This window comes from Curtobacterium sp. 8I-2 (genome assembly GCF_902506155.1).
In the GTDB taxonomy this organism is placed as follows: Bacteria; Actinomycetota; Actinomycetes; order Actinomycetales; family Microbacteriaceae; genus Curtobacterium; species Curtobacterium poinsettiae.
Window position 1 is genome coordinate 894,698 of the sequence record NZ_LR732827.1, and the last position, 13,062, is coordinate 907,759.

The 13,062-nt window shown below is 71.7% G+C and carries 17 protein-coding genes; 5 read left to right on the plus strand and 12 right to left on the minus strand.

Going from position 1 to position 13,062, the window contains the following annotated elements:
- Positions 1–37: 37 nt before the first annotated feature.
- Complete coding sequence (locus tag BOSE127_RS07955) at positions 38–493, plus strand: MarR family winged helix-turn-helix transcriptional regulator (RefSeq protein ID WP_017888509.1); 456 nt, start codon at positions 38–40, stop codon at positions 491–493.
- Between the two features lie 299 nt (positions 494–792).
- Positions 793–1,665: a hypothetical protein gene (locus BOSE127_RS07960; RefSeq protein ID WP_139179821.1), complete on the plus strand. Its 873-nt coding sequence runs from the start codon at positions 793–795 to the stop codon at positions 1,663–1,665.
- Positions 1,666–1,753: 88 nt separating this feature from the next.
- On the opposite strand, the gene BOSE127_RS07965 is transcribed toward BOSE127_RS07960, so the two are convergent.
- The 5 genes from BOSE127_RS07965 to BOSE127_RS07985 all read right to left on the minus strand — a co-directional run bounded on the left by BOSE127_RS07965 (position 1,754) and on the right by BOSE127_RS07985 (position 4,395).
- Positions 1,754–2,065: a hypothetical protein gene (locus BOSE127_RS07965; RefSeq protein WP_017888507.1), complete on the minus strand. Its 312-nt coding sequence runs from the start codon at positions 2,063–2,065 to the stop codon at positions 1,754–1,756.
- A complete protein-coding gene (locus BOSE127_RS07970; protein WP_139179820.1) occupies positions 2,062–2,718 on the minus strand; it encodes a hypothetical protein in 657 nt (218 codons plus the stop codon). The genes BOSE127_RS07965 and BOSE127_RS07970 overlap by 4 nt, the downstream gene beginning before the upstream one ends.
- Complete coding sequence (locus BOSE127_RS07975) at positions 2,715–3,269, minus strand: RNA polymerase sigma factor (protein WP_017888505.1); 555 nt, start codon at positions 3,267–3,269, stop codon at positions 2,715–2,717. Before BOSE127_RS07975 ends, BOSE127_RS07970 begins: the two co-directional genes overlap by 4 nt.
- A gap of 9 nt (positions 3,270–3,278) precedes the next feature.
- Positions 3,279–3,428, minus strand: coding sequence for a hypothetical protein (locus BOSE127_RS07980; protein ID WP_156155306.1), 150 nt, complete (start codon positions 3,426–3,428; stop codon positions 3,279–3,281).
- Between the two features lie 130 nt (positions 3,429–3,558).
- Positions 3,559–4,395 (minus strand): alpha/beta fold hydrolase, encoded by an 837-nt coding sequence (locus tag BOSE127_RS07985; protein ID WP_159556824.1) that lies wholly within the window; start codon positions 4,393–4,395, stop codon positions 3,559–3,561.
- A gap of 180 nt (positions 4,396–4,575) precedes the next feature.
- Here BOSE127_RS07985 and BOSE127_RS07990 point away from each other — a divergent pair, with 180 nt between their 5' ends.
- The gene (locus BOSE127_RS07990; protein WP_042538266.1) at positions 4,576–5,205 is read left to right on the plus strand and encodes an MOSC domain-containing protein; all 630 of its coding nucleotides are present in this window, start codon (positions 4,576–4,578) and stop codon (positions 5,203–5,205) included.
- 132 nt (positions 5,206–5,337) lie between these two features.
- Here BOSE127_RS07990 and BOSE127_RS07995 read toward each other — a convergent pair whose 3' ends face one another.
- On the minus strand, positions 5,338–5,721 hold the full coding sequence (locus tag BOSE127_RS07995) for an MmcQ/YjbR family DNA-binding protein (protein WP_159556826.1): 384 nt from the start codon (positions 5,719–5,721) through the stop codon (positions 5,338–5,340).
- A 141-nt stretch (positions 5,722–5,862) separates the two neighbouring features.
- Between BOSE127_RS07995 and BOSE127_RS08000 the strand changes: the two genes are divergently transcribed.
- A complete protein-coding gene (locus BOSE127_RS08000) occupies positions 5,863–6,162 on the plus strand; it encodes an excalibur calcium-binding domain-containing protein (protein ID WP_017888500.1) in 300 nt (99 codons plus the stop codon).
- A 118-nt stretch (positions 6,163–6,280) separates the two neighbouring features.
- On the opposite strand, the gene epsC is transcribed toward BOSE127_RS08000, so the two are convergent.
- The 3 genes from epsC to BOSE127_RS08015 form a co-directional block, all read right to left on the minus strand.
- Positions 6,281–6,865 (minus strand): serine O-acetyltransferase EpsC, encoded by a 585-nt coding sequence (epsC, locus tag BOSE127_RS08005; RefSeq protein WP_235045701.1) that lies wholly within the window; start codon positions 6,863–6,865, stop codon positions 6,281–6,283.
- The gene (gene cysK / locus BOSE127_RS08010; protein WP_017888498.1) at positions 6,862–7,800 is read right to left on the minus strand and encodes a cysteine synthase A; all 939 of its coding nucleotides are present in this window, start codon (positions 7,798–7,800) and stop codon (positions 6,862–6,864) included. The genes epsC and cysK overlap by 4 nt, the downstream gene beginning before the upstream one ends.
- Positions 7,801–8,058: 258 nt before the next feature.
- Positions 8,059–9,096 carry a dipeptidase gene (locus tag BOSE127_RS08015; protein WP_017888497.1) on the minus strand — a complete coding sequence of 346 codons (1,038 nt, stop codon included), beginning with the start codon at positions 9,094–9,096 and terminating at the stop codon, positions 8,059–8,061.
- A 144-nt stretch (positions 9,097–9,240) separates the two neighbouring features.
- Between BOSE127_RS08015 and BOSE127_RS08020 the strand changes: the two genes are divergently transcribed.
- Positions 9,241–9,735: an SRPBCC family protein gene (locus BOSE127_RS08020; protein WP_056070522.1), complete on the plus strand. Its 495-nt coding sequence runs from the start codon at positions 9,241–9,243 to the stop codon at positions 9,733–9,735.
- Here BOSE127_RS08020 and BOSE127_RS08025 read toward each other — a convergent pair.
- Genes BOSE127_RS08025 through BOSE127_RS08035 form a run of 3 tightly spaced genes read right to left on the minus strand, consistent with a single transcriptional unit; the run spans position 9,702 to position 13,032 of the window.
- Positions 9,702–10,535: a MurR/RpiR family transcriptional regulator gene (locus BOSE127_RS08025; RefSeq protein WP_159556828.1), complete on the minus strand. Its 834-nt coding sequence runs from the start codon at positions 10,533–10,535 to the stop codon at positions 9,702–9,704. The genes BOSE127_RS08020 and BOSE127_RS08025 overlap by 34 nt on opposite strands.
- Positions 10,532–11,791, minus strand: a complete 1,260-nt coding sequence (locus BOSE127_RS08030) for an allantoate amidohydrolase (RefSeq protein WP_140449028.1) — start codon at positions 11,789–11,791, stop codon at positions 10,532–10,534. The genes BOSE127_RS08025 and BOSE127_RS08030 overlap by 4 nt, the downstream gene beginning before the upstream one ends.
- Positions 11,788–13,032 (minus strand): pyridoxal-phosphate-dependent aminotransferase family protein, encoded by a 1,245-nt coding sequence (locus tag BOSE127_RS08035; RefSeq protein WP_159556830.1) that lies wholly within the window; start codon positions 13,030–13,032, stop codon positions 11,788–11,790. The genes BOSE127_RS08030 and BOSE127_RS08035 overlap by 4 nt, the downstream gene beginning before the upstream one ends.
- Between the last annotated feature and the right edge of the window lie 30 nt (positions 13,033–13,062).

The window sequence follows — 13,062 nt, forward strand, 5'->3', positions numbered from 1 at the left end:
GCTGGCGACCACCTGAACCAGGCACCCGGAGCAGCACATGAACCCCCGCCCGACGGACCGTACCGAGGTCGCCGCACGCCTGGCCGCAGCGGTCGGTCGGATCAACCGACGGGCCCGCACCGACTCGGCCTCGCTCGGGTACGGCATCGTCTCCGCGCTCGCGTCGATCCAGCGGCACGGACCGCTGCGCCCCGGCGACCTGTCGCGGATCGAGGTGGTCACGAAGCCCACGATGACCCGCATCCTGACCGAACTCGAGCAGCGCGGGTTCATCCAGCGCGAAGCCGACCCGCGCGACGGTCGGGCGTTCATGGTCACGGCGACGCCGGAGGGCATCGAGGCGGTCGAGCAGGCCCGCGCGAACCGCACCGGGATCGTGGCCGAGCTCATCGCCGAGCTCGACGAACCGGACGTCGAGGCGATCGCCGGAGCCCTGGCCGCACTCGAGCGTGTGGCCCAGGGCGAGCACGCCCAGGAACCTCACACCTTCTAGCCCCGCGCAGGACCGTTACCGAACCGTTACCAAGCGGTGGACGGACCGTTCTGCCAGCGTTCCTGGACGCGCTGCCCAGTCGGACCGGTCACAGTGACCGCTCCGCCTGACCGCGGCCACCCCACGGCCGCGTACCCGGCGGACGGACGGGCCACACACCACCGTCCGGTCCTCACCGGCTCGAGGACTCCTCCGTCGTCGCCGACGGTGTCACCGACACCGCCAGCATCCGGCACGCCCGCACGACCCGTTGTGCGAGCAGGAGTCCGTCCCCACCGAGCCGCCGACCTGCGGAACCGATGCGACACACCCCTGAGCTCCCCACCCCCACCGCCTCGACCCGACGTGAGGCGCTGAACACCCCCAGCCGCCGGATGCGCCGTGCCCTGCGACACCGGGCGACGATGATCGCCGGCGGCGCCGCGGTCCTCGCCGTCGCCGGTGGCGCGTTGACCGTCGGCACGCAGCCCGCGATCGGCGAAGCCCTCGGCATGCCGACCGGCACCCCGAGTGCCTCGGCGACCGCCCAGCCCGCGCTGCACGGCACCGCACTCGACCGCGCCCAGGCCGCCGCCACGATCACCACGGCGAAGACCGTCATGCAGACCGCGAACGCCAAGGTCGACACCTCGTCGCTCGAGCAGCGGGTCGACGCCCTGAGCGACTACCCGGAACTGTCCGGTGCGGCGCTGACGAACCGGATCTCGACGACCGTCGCGTCCGCCACGCACGTCGCCGAGGCGAGTGCGACGCAGGACAAGCGGGACGTCGACGCGAAGGCAGCCGCCGCCGCGAAGGCCGCCGCCGACCGGCAGGCCGCCGCCGAGGCAGCCGAGGCCGCCCGGAAGCTCGCCGCCGGCAACACCGTCGCGGGGGCCAAGGCCACGGCGACCTCGCTCGCGTCGTCCGAGTACGGCTGGGGCGCCGACCAGTTCCAGTGCCTGGACAACCTGTGGACCAAGGAGTCCGGCTGGAACTACCAGGCCGTCAACGCCAACGGCGGTGCCACCGGCATCCCGCAGGCGCTCCCCGGGTCGAAGATGGCCACGGTCGGATCGGACTGGCGCACCAACGCCACCACCCAGATCACGTGGGGTCTGCGGTACATCAGCTCGGCGTACGGCACCCCGTGCGCGGCGTGGGCGCACTCGCAGGCGAGCAACTTCTACTGATCGGCGCGGGTCGCGACGGCGACCAGCAGACGAACGGGAGGCCCGTGGCGGATCCGCCACGGGCCTCCCGTTCGTCGTGTGGTCGCGGTCAGCCCACCCGCGCGACGCGCACGTCGACGCGGCTGAGCGCCAGGTCGTGGGCCGCGGCGGTCGCCAGGGCGACGTCGTGGACGGCGCGGGCGACCTCCGGGGCCGGGCGGAAGCCGTCGGTGCCGATGACGACGCGCAGGACCCCTTCGTCATCGACGACGATCCTGAGCGGGCCGGCGTTCGTGGCGATGCTCCGGACCGCCTGCACGGCGCTCGCGACCAGCGGGCGGGAGCGGTAGAGGTCGGTGACCCCGGAGACCTCGGTCACCGCGGTCTCGATCGCCGCGAGGGCCTCGTCGGTGGTCGTCATCGTGCCTCCTCCGGGTCGGTGCCGGTCGCGTCGTCGTGCTCCGGCAGCAGATCGCGGACGACCACGTCGATCGCCTCGACGAGCAGGTCGGTCTGCTCCGCCAGCGCCTCGCCCACCGCGGTCCGGACCAGGTCGGCGGCCGTCGGGATGGACAGGCCCGGGGCGATCGCGATCTCGACCACCACGCGCACCGGTGACGCGAGCTCGGTGACGTCGCCCTCCAGCTGACAGCGGGCGACGAGCACGCCGGTGACGGCGTCGCCGGTCCGCCGGATGAGGGAACGGATGGCGCCCTCGGTCATCACCGGGCGCTCCGTCTCGGACAGAGGGCGGAGCGGCACGTCGCGGCCGGATCGGGCCTCGATCGAGATGTTCGCCAGGACGCCACTGATCCACGACTCGTCGGCCGGGGCCTCCTCACGCGCTGCCACCTCGAGTGATCGGAGCGACGCGTGACGGACCCGGATGATCGCCGCGAGGGCGTTCTGGCACGCGGGTGAGTCGTCGATGCTCGGGTCGGCCGGCTGCATCCCCGCGTCGAGGTAGTCGGTGAGCTCGTCGATCGAGTGACCGTCGAGGTCGCCGGGCTCCAGGGCGTCGAGCGCCTCGGAGCTGTCGGGCAGGTCCGGACGGATGCCGTCGTGGTCGGTCATCGCCATCCCTCCATGAGTCGGATCATGTTCTTCCTCGCTCGGGACAGCAGTCCCCGGACCGTCGATGGTGGCAGGTCGAGTTCGGCGGCGATCTCCTCGTACCGGTACTCGAGCACCTCCTTCATGATCCAGCACCGTCGTTGGGCTTCGGGCAGTTCGGCCAGTGCACGTTCCACCGCGTCCTCGCGGGAACGCGCTTCGGCGACCCGGTCAGGTGCGTCGTCCGCGGGTGCGGCGACCTCGAGCTCGGTGACGTCGTCGTGGATGCGACGCGCACGGATGCGGTCGAGGCACTTCCGGCTGAGGATGCGCATCAACCACGACTTCACGCGGGCGAGGTCGTCGAGGGAGTCGAGGCGGTCCCACGCGGTGATGAAGGTCTCCTGCACGACGTCGTCGAGTTCGTCGGTGGAACCGAGGGTCCGACGGGCGTAGGCACGGAGCAGCGGGGTGTGGCGACGGATCAGGACCTCGAAAGCCCGGACGTCGCCGTCGGACGACCGGCCGGCGAGGACCGCGTCGTCGAGCTCGGCGAGGGACTGGTGGTGCACGCGTTCCTTCTACTGGTGGTGGATGGTGAACGGCTGGGTGCGCGGATGCGCCGGCACGACCGTGAACGGTCCGACCGGTCGGGCGGCCAGCGAGCGGACACGCGCCAGGGCGAGCACGTGCGCGGGGGCGTTCCTGGGGACTGCAGCGGTGCGGGTCACGTCGGCTCCTCGTGGTGTGGTCACCGATGAGACGGACGCCGGACCCGTTTCGTCACACACGACGTCAGGGACGCACCCGGACGGTGCCGGTGTGCGCCCCTGACCGGGCCGCTTCGTGTGCTGGGCGGTCCTACTGCTGGATGAAGGCGAGCAGGTCGGGGTTGATGACGTCCGCGTGGGTCGTCAGCATCCCGTGCGGGTAGCCCTCGTAGATCTTGAGCGTCGCGTTGGGCAGCAGCTCAGCCTGCTTGATGGCTGCGGCCTTGTAGGGCACGACCTGGTCGTCGTCGCCCTGGGTCACGAGGACCGGGACCGAGATCGCCTTGAGGTCCTCGGTCTGGTCGGTCTCGGAGAACGCCTTGATGCCCTCGTAGTGGGCCAGGGCGCTGCCCGTCATCCCCTGGCGCCACCAGTTGGCGACCACCGGGGCGGACACCTCTGCCCCCGGCCGGTTGAAGCCGTAGAACGGCCCCTCGGCGACGGCCTGGAAGAACTCCGCGCGGTTCGCGGCGAGCGCGCTCCGGAACCCGTCGAACACCGAGATGGGCGTGCCTTCCGGGTTCGAGTCGCTCTGCACCATGATCGGCGGCACCGAGGACACCAGGACCGCCTTGGCGACCCGGCCCTGGGGCTCGCCGTACTGTGCGACGTACCGCGCGACCTGGCCACCGCCGGTCGAGTGGCCGATGTGGACCGCGTTCCGCAGGTCCAGGTGCTGCACGAGCGCATCCGTGTCGCTCGCGTAGTGGTCCATGTCGTGTCCGGTGCCGATCTGCGATGACCGCCCGTGCCCGCGACGGTCGTGCGCGATCACGCGGTAGCCCTTGCCGAGGAAGAACAGCATCTGGGCGTCCCAGTCGTCCGAAGACAGGGGCCAGCCGTGGTGGAAGACGATCGGCTGCGCGTCGCGCGACCCCCAGTCCTTGTAGAAGATCTCTGCCCCATCGCTCGTGGTGACGAACGCCATCTCGTGCCTCCCTGGTTGTCTGTTCCACTCGTGACGCGGGCTGGCCGCTGCCTCCACGTCGGCGGGAGGCCGGAACTCGTTCACCGTAGTTCCGAGGGAGGCTCACCCGCTAGCACCAACGTGTCAGGTGGGTGCGAGCGCGGCTTGGCGCACGGGCCCCGCGTGCGCCAGAGTGGCTCCATGCCGCTCGTCACCGCCGTCTGCCGCGTCGACCGCCTGCTGCCGGACTCCGGCATCATCGGCGTCACCGCGATCGACAAGCGCCCGGTCGCCGGCAGCGTCCGCGTCCGGCCCCTCGGCCTGCGTGCCGACGTGCAGGCGAACCGCAAGTACCACGGCGGTCTGGACCAGGCCGTGTACGCCTACGCCGACGAGGACGCCGCGTACTTCGCCGAGCTGCTCGACCGCGAGATCACGCCCGGCCTGTTCGGCGAGAACCTGCGCACCAGCGGCATCGACGTCACCGGTGCCGTGACCGGGGAACGCTGGCGGATCGGCGACACCCTGGAACTCGAGGTCACGATCCCCCGGATCCCGTGCGGCACCTTCGCCAGGCGCATGGGGATCGACAAGTGGGTGAAGCGGTTCGCCGACGAGGGCCGACCCGGCGCCTACTTCCGCGTGGTCAAGTCCGGATCGGTGACAGCGGGCGACCCCATCGCGGTGACGTACCGGCCGGAGCACGGGGTGACCATCGGCGAGATCTTCAGCGACCTGTCGCCCGGACGTGCACGGGCCGTGCTCGAGTCGGGGGAACGGCTGGCGCCGAAGGTCGTGCAGGACCTGTCGAAGGTCGCCGCGCGGGCCTGAGCCCGTCGAGCCGCGTGCGTCCGCGCCGCTCCTTGCGTCCTGTCAGCTCCTTGCGTCCGGTCAGCTCCTTGCGTCCGGTCAGCTCCTTGCGTCCGGTCAGCTCCTTGCGTCCGGTCAGCTCCTTGCGTCCGGTCAGCCCGGCAGCGCGCCCCGCGACGGGTCGATCGGGCGCTTCGCCGCGGGCAGTCCCGCGACCACCAGGTCGTAGGCGTTCGCCACGAGGTCCTCGACCAGGGTCTCGTCGATGCCGCCACCCGGCGCCAGCGTGATCCAGTGCCGCTTGTTCATGTGCCACCCCGGCGTGATCTCGTCGTGGTCGCGCACCAGCGCCGCCCCGTGCGGCGGCGCGCACTTCAGGTTGACGATCGGTGTCCCGCGTACCTCGGTGACCATCACGAACATCTTGCCGACGACCTTGTAGACGACGGAGCCCTCGCCGAACGGCTGCGTCTCGACGGCCGCCGGCAGCGCCAGGGCCGTGCGGCTCGCGATCTCGTGCAACTGCTCGCCGTCCATCTGACCAGGATGCCCGAGGCCGCCGACAGCGCACCCCGTTCGGGGGCAGGTCGTGAGCGTCGATCACGTCGTAGGATCACCACGCCGCGTACCCGACGCGGCGATCGCTCGCGCGATCACCACCAGTTCCAGGGGGAACCCGTGCGCATCATCCGTACCCTCGGCATCGCCGCCGCCACCGCCGTCCTCGCGACCACCGTCGTCGTCGGCGGGACCTCGACCGCCCAGGCAGCACCGAAGTCCTACGCCAACTGCACCGCGGTGCACAAGGTCTACTCCGGCGGCATCGCGAAGAAGTCCGTCAAGAAGAACAAGGTCGTCTCCGGTGGCAAGGCCACCTACCGCGCGCTCAAGGGCACGGTGAAGAAGGACGACGCGCTGTACCGGGCGAACACCAAGCTCGACCGCGACAAGGACGGCATCGCCTGCGAGAAGAGCTGACGCTCCCGCTCGCTCGGTGACACCGGCAAGACACCGGTGTTCGCGTTATGAACACCCGCACGCGGGGGTGCGATGCGTGAACACCGGTGTTTTGCGTGCCCGGCGCGGTGTGACGCGCTCAGAGCGACGGGACGCCCTCGTGCCCGGACCGGGGACGAGGCGTCCCGGCGACCCCGGTGACCACCGACCCCGCCGGTACGTCCTTCGTGACCACGGTGTTGGCGCCGACGACGGAGTCCGGACCGATCGTGATCGCCCCGATGAGCGACGACCCCGCGCCGAGCACCACGCGGTCCCCCACCACCGGATGCCGTCGGGCGCTCGGGCCGTGGTCGCCACCGCGTCCACCCAGGGTCACACCGTGGAACACGAGCACGTCGTCCCCGATGACCGCGGTCTCCCCGATGACGACACCCATGCCGTGGTCGATGAAGAACCGGCGGCCGATGCGCGCCCCCGGGTGGATCTCGATCCCGGTGACCGACCGCGCGACCTGCCCGAGCAGCCGCGCCGCGAACCGCGACCCGGGCAACCCCTGTGCGTTCCAGAGCCGGTGGGTCACCCGGTACGTCCAGATGGCGTGCAACCCGGAGTAGACGATCGCGTTCTCCAGGTCGCCGCGCGCAGCAGGGTCACCGCGGCGTGCTGCGGCCAGGTCCTCGCGGATGGTCCGCAGCACGCCTCGTCGGACGGGACGACTCACGCAGTGAGTCCCTCGAAGAGCACCGTCGACAGGTAGCGCTCTCCGGTGTCGCACACGATGGCGACGATCCGCTTGCCGGCGTTCTCGGGGCGGGCGGCGATCTCGAGGGCCGCGTGGATGATCGCGCCGGACGAGATGCCCGACAGGATGCCCTCCTCGGTCGCCAGGGCGCGGGCGACACGGAGTGCGTCGTCGAGCTCGACGTCGAACACCTCGTCGATGACGCTCTGGTCGAGGACCTCGGGGATGAAGTTCGCGCCGATGCCCTGGATCTTGTGCGGACCGGCCTTGCCCTCGGTGAGCAGGGGCGAGTCCTTCGGCTCGACGGCGACGATCTGCACGCCGGGCACGCGCTCCTTGAGCACCTGCCCGACCCCGGTGATCGTGCCGCCGGTGCCCACACCAGCGACGAACACGTCGACGTGCTCCTCGGTGTCGCGGAGGATCTCCTCCGCCGTGGTCTTCCGGTGGATCTCGGCGTTCGCGGCCGTCTCGAACTGGTGGGCGAGGATCGCGCCGGGGGTCTCCGCGACGATCGACTCGGCCTTGGCGACCGCGCCCTTCATGCCCTCGGGCCCGGGGGTCAGGACGATCTCGGCCCCGTACGCACGGATCACCGCACGGCGTTCGACGCTCATCGTCTCGGGCATCGTGATGACGACCCGGTACCCGCGGGCGGCGCCGACCAGGGCCAGGGCGATCCCGGTGTTGCCGGACGAGCCCTCGACGATGGTGCCGCCGGCCTGCAGCGCTCCGGAGGCCTCGGCGGCGTCGATGATCGCGACGCCCAGGCGGTCCTTGACGCTGGCGCCCGGGTTGTAGAACTCGAGCTTCGCGAGCACCTCGGCGCCGCCCGCCTTCGGCAGGCGGTTCAGCTTGACGAGGGGGGTGTTGCCGAACGCCTGGGAGATGTTCTCGTAGATGGTGCCGCTCATCCGGTCCGTCCTTCGCAGCTCAGGTCGCGCATCGCTCTTCCTGGAGGCGCGGTGTGCGCCCGATCCTAGCCACCGGACCCCAGGTGGTCCTGTTCGTGACGGCGCGTGCGCGCCGGACCCGATTCGCGCATCCACGCCCGGGTCCCGGCCTGCGAAAGCGACAGGTGTCCGCGGAAGGTTCGCAGGGTTCTGTCGCTTTCGCGGGAGTGAGCACGACCAGCGCCGAGGAGAGTCGCTTTCGTGGCGCGATCGACCGCGTCAGCGCACGAACGCCGTCAGGGCGAACCGCTCGTCGGTCGCCTCGAGCACCCGCAGCACGTTGCCGCCGGCCAGCGCACGCAGGTCCGACTCGCCCCAGCCGCGGCGGACCAGCTCCGCCGCGAGCACCGGGTACCGCGACACGTCGCGCAGGTCCGGCGGCAGCACCGGGGTGCCGTCGTAGTCGCCGCCGAGGCCCAGGTGCGCCACACCGGCGACGTCGCGGGCGTGCTCGACGTGGTCGGCGACGTCCGACACCGTGACCAGGGGCGGTTCGCCGGCCATGCCCGACTCCTCCCAGTCGGCCCACACCCGCGACACGAACTTCGGCACGAAGGTGATCATCACGACGCCACCGTTGTCGGCGAGCCGGGCGAGCACGTCGTCGGGCACGTTCCGCGGGTGGTCGTCGATCGCGACGGTCGACGAGTGGCTGAACACGACGGGCTGGGTCGCGATGTCGAGGGTGTCCCGCATGGTGGCCGGGGCGGTGTGGGACAGGTCGACGAGCATGCCGATCCGCTCCATCTCGGCGACGACCTGTCGCCCGCGGTCGGTCAGGCCGCCGTGCGCCCGTTCCCCGGTCGCGGAGTCGGCCCAGGGGGTGTCGTCGTTGTGTGTGAGCGTCATGTACCGGACGCCGAGCCGCGCGAGGGTGCGGAGGACGGCCAGGTCGTCGCCGATCGAGTGCCCGCCCTCGGCGCCGAGCAGGGACGCGATCCGGCCGGAGTCGACCGCCGCACGGACCTCGGCGGCGGTGCGGGCAAGCGCGAGGTCGTCGGGGTAACGCTCGATGATCCGGTGTGCGAGATCGACCTGCTGCAGGGTGGTCGTCACGGGGTCCGGGTCGTCCGCGGGCACGAACACCGACCAGAACTGCCCGACCACGCCGCCGGCACGGAGCTTCGGGATGTCGGTGTGCAGCGAGTCGGTCTCGGTGTCGATGCCGTCGACGCCGGAGTCGTGGCTGTCACGGCGTTCCCAGGGCAGGTCGTTGTGGCCGTCGATGACCGGGAACGGGAGCGCGTCGAACGTCATCCCCCGACGCTACCGCCCGCGCCGTCGTGGCTAGGCTCGTTCTGTGCAGCCCGTCACCCTCCGCACCGAGCGCCTGGTGCTCTCGGTCCCCGAGATCAGCGATGCCGACGACGACCGGTCCGCCCCGACGATCTGGCCGACGTCGTGACCGTCTCGTTCCGTGTCGTGACGGAACTGCCGGTGCCGCCGGAGCGCGCCTTCGCACTGTCGCTCGACATCGGCGCGCACGAGCGCTCGATGGCAGCGACCGACGAACGCGCCGTCGCCGGCACGACGACCGGCACGATCGGCCTGGGCGAGACCGTCACCTGGCGGGCGCGGCACTTCGGGATCGTCTGGAAGATGACGAGCGGCATCACCGCCCTGGAGGCTCCCCACCGGTTCGTCGACGAACAGGTGCGTGGGCCGTTCGCCCGCTTCCACCACGAGCACCGGTTCGAGCCGTCGGCCGGCGGGACGCGCATGGTCGACACCATCACGTTCCGCGCTCCGCTCGGTCCGCTGGGCCGCCTGGCCGAGGTGCTCGCGTTGGCCCGGTACATGCCGAAGCTCATCGCCGACCGCAACGCCTCGCTCGCCGCCGAGCTGCGCGGCGGGGACGGCGATCAGGGCGCTGCGAGTTCCCCCAGGGCGTCGTAGGCGGTGGCGACGGCGTCGACCCGCACCCGGCCACCGGGACCCGAGGCGTAGTAGACGTCGTTCGTGATCGCCGCGACGACGGCGAACAGCGCGGCCATCGAGTCGAACGCCGACGGTGAGTCGACCGGGCAGAGGATCGCGGTGGTGGCGGGAGCGGCGATGACCGCGGCCGTCGGGTCGCCGAGCACGACGACGTCCGCGCCGGAGTCGACGCAGTGCCGGACGATCCGTTCGACCCCGGCGGTGTGCCGGCGCACGGTCACCAGGACGACGAGGTCGTGCCGGTCGAGGTCGGCGACCTCTTCCCCGAGCCGCTGCCCGGGCGACGGACCGACCCGGACGTCGGACCGCACCTGCGCCAGTTGGGACCGCAGTTGCAGCGCGATCGGGTAGGCCCCGCGTTCGCCGAGGACGAGCACCCGGCGGGCACGGACGATCCGACGGGCCAGCCGCGGCCGGTCCGCTCGGCCGAGGGACGCGAAGGCTGCGTCGAGGTTCCGTGCCTCCACCGCACGCTGGTCGACGTGGGCGGCGTCCTCGGCGACCCACGGCAGGCCCGAGCCCCGCGCCGACATCAGGTTCTGCCGGACCTCGGCGGCGTCCTGGAATCCCAGGGACCGCACGAGTCGCGAGACCGTGGCCTTCGAGGTGCCGGACTCGGCCGCGAGTTCAGCGGAGGTGCCGACGAGCAGGAGTTCCGGATCGTGCCGCACCATGGCGGCGACTCGTCGTTCCGCGGGCGAGAGCTGTTCCCAGACGGAGTCGATCCGGGCGCGGACGTCGGGGCCGGCGGTGCTCATGCGCGTGCCACCCGATCGACGGCGACGGCCAGGGCGTCGAGGCCGAGGGCGATGTCCGGCGTCGACACGAACTCGTCCGGGTGGTGGCTGATGCCGTCGGGGTTGCGGAGGAACAGCATCGCGACGTCGGTGATGAGCCCGAGCGACATCGCGTCGTGGCCGGCTCGTGAGAACAGCTCCATCGGTGCGGCTTCGCCCGTCGACACGATCCCGGCGCGGACGGCGTCCATCAGCCGGGGCGAGCAGAACACCGCGGGCGCACGGTGCACCTCGGTCGGGGTGACGCTCACCCCGCGCCGTTCACCGATGAGCGTGAAGGCCTTGGTGAGTTCGTCCCAGACCTCGTCGCGCTCGTCGTCGAACTCGCCCCGCAGGTCGACGGAGAACCGTGCGAGTCCGGGGACCACGTTGACGGCTCCGGGTTCGACGGTCATCGTGCCGACCGTGCCGACCTGGTGCGACGCCCGGCAGATCCGTTCCACCGCCAACGCCGCTTCGGCAGCGGCGAGCAGGGCGTCGTGCCGTCGTTCGTAGGGGGTGCCGCCGGCGTGCCGGGCTTCACCCACGGCCTCGACCGAGAACCGCCGGGCACTCGCGATGCTCGTGACGACCCCGAGGGCCTGGCCGGCCTGCTCCAGGTGCGGCCCCTGCTCGATGTGCGCTTCGAGGTAGCCGACCACGGAGGCCGGGTCGACCGCAGCGTCACCGACACGCTCCGGGTCGAGGCCGAAGTCGGTGAAGGCCTGCCGCAGGGTCGTGCCGTCATCGTCGGCAAGGTCCCACCAGGCGTCGTCCCAGACCCCGGCCACGGCGGACGACCCGAGCAGTGCCTTGCCGAAGCGGGTGCCTTCTTCGTCGGAGAACGCGATGACCTGGAGTGCGACGGGCAGCGGGCCGTCGGCGGTGAGCCGGGCGGCGGTGCGGATCGCCATGAGCACCCCGACGATGCCGTCGTACCGGCCGGCGTCCACCACGGTGTCCAGGTGGGAGCCGAGCAGCAGCACGGGGGCGTCGGGCGTCGCGCCCGCGGCCCGACCGTGCAGGTTGCCGGCGGCGTCCTGCCACGTGGACAGTCCGGCGTCCTGCATCCAGCCCGCGACGAGGGCGTTGGCCCGAGCGTGCTCCGGCGACAGGTAGACGCGGGTGATCCGGGCCGGTTCGGCGCTGAGGGCGGCGAGCTCGTCGCACCAGCCGGCGACGAGTTCGGCGTCGGCGGTGCCCACGGCGGTCGCGTTCAGGACGGGCACGGCGCTCACGCGAGCACCTCGGCCTGGGTGCGAGCGGTGGGGTCGCGGAAGACGTCGAGGGCGGCGTCGACCCCGCCGCCGTGCGGCACCGCGTGCCCTGCCCGACGCAGGGCGTGCTCGAGCGCGGCCAGGGTCGTGACGACGGTGTCCTTCCGCGCGTTGTAGCCCATGGTGCCGATGCGCCAGACCCGCCCGTGCAGCGGCCCGAACGACGTGCCGATCTCGATGCCGTGGTCGTCGAGCATCGCGGCGCGGACCTGGTCGCCGACCACGTCGGACGGGATCTCGACGGCGACGACGTTGTGCATCTTGTGGGCGACGTCGCCGAAGACCCGGAGGCCGAGGGCCTGCACGCCGTCGAGCATCGCGCGCCCGGCGGTCTCGTGGCGGGTGACGACGGCGTCGCGGCCTTCTTCGAGCAGGATGCGGGCGCACTCGTGGGCGGCGTAGAGCATCGACGCGGCCTCGGTGTGGTGGTTCAGTCGGCGCGGACCCCAGTAGTCGAGGATCATCGCGAGGTCGAGGTAGTTCGAGCGGATCGGTTCGTCGGCGACGACGTCGCCGGGTTCGCGGATGCCGGCCTCGACGCTCCGCCGCTCGTCGAGCACCGCCACGGCCTTCGGCGACAGCGTGACGGGAGCACTGCCGGACGGGCCGCCGAGGCACTTCTGCAGCCCGGCGCTCACGGCGTCGATCCCCCAGGCGTCGACCTCGAGCGGGTTGCCGCCCACGGTCGCGGTCGCGTCGGTGTAGAGCAGGACCCCGTACCGCTCGCAGATCACACCGAGCTCGTCGAGGGGCTGGTTCATCGTGGTCGAGGTGTCGCCCTGCACGACCGCCAGCACCTTCGGCCGGACGCGGGCGATGGCCGACTCGATCGCGGACGGCGTGAAGACCTGGCCCCACTCGGTCTGGATGGTGTGGACTTCGGCACCGGCACGGCCGGCGATCTCGGCGAGCAGGTGTCCGAACCGGCCGAACACCGGCACGAGCACGCGGTCCCCCGGGGCGAGCAGGGACACGAGCACCGCTTCGATGCCCGCACGCGAGGTGCCGTCGACGAGCAGCGTGGCGTCGTTCTGCGTGCCGAACACACGGCGGTAGAGCGCCTGCGTCTCGTTCATCGTCGCGGTCATCCACGGGTCGTACTGGCCGACGAGCGGCGTCGACAGCGCCCGGAGCACGCGCGGGTCGGCGTCGATCGGCCCCGGGCCCATGAGGAGACGGGCAGGTGGGTTCACTGGGAGCATGGTGGTTCCTTCCGTTCCTGATCCGACGAT

Bases quoted from the DNA above. Each gene is read 5' to 3' on its own strand.
- BOSE127_RS07955 (WP_017888509.1), top strand. From the start codon at position 38: ATGAACCCCCGCCCGACGGACCGTACCGAGGTCGCCGCACGCCTGGCC.
- BOSE127_RS07960 (WP_139179821.1), top strand. From the start codon at position 793: ATGCGACACACCCCTGAGCTCCCCACCCCCACCGCCTCGACCCGACGT.
- BOSE127_RS07965 (WP_017888507.1), bottom strand. From the start codon at position 2,065: ATGACGACCACCGACGAGGCCCTCGCGGCGATCGAGACCGCGGTGACC.
- BOSE127_RS07970 (WP_139179820.1), bottom strand. From the start codon at position 2,718: ATGACCGACCACGACGGCATCCGTCCGGACCTGCCCGACAGCTCCGAG.
- BOSE127_RS07985 (WP_159556824.1), bottom strand. From the start codon at position 4,395: ATGGCGTTCGTCACCACGAGCGATGGGGCAGAGATCTTCTACAAGGAC.
- BOSE127_RS07990 (WP_042538266.1), top strand. From the start codon at position 4,576: ATGCCGCTCGTCACCGCCGTCTGCCGCGTCGACCGCCTGCTGCCGGAC.
- BOSE127_RS07995 (WP_159556826.1), bottom strand. From the start codon at position 5,721: ATGGACGGCGAGCAGTTGCACGAGATCGCGAGCCGCACGGCCCTGGCG.
- cysK (WP_017888498.1), bottom strand. From the start codon at position 7,800: ATGAGCGGCACCATCTACGAGAACATCTCCCAGGCGTTCGGCAACACC.
- BOSE127_RS08015 (WP_017888497.1), bottom strand. From the start codon at position 9,096: ATGACGTTCGACGCGCTCCCGTTCCCGGTCATCGACGGCCACAACGAC.
- BOSE127_RS08025 (WP_159556828.1), bottom strand. From the start codon at position 10,535: ATGAGCACCGCCGGCCCCGACGTCCGCGCCCGGATCGACTCCGTCTGG.
- BOSE127_RS08035 (WP_159556830.1), bottom strand. From the start codon at position 13,032: ATGCTCCCAGTGAACCCACCTGCCCGTCTCCTCATGGGCCCGGGGCCG.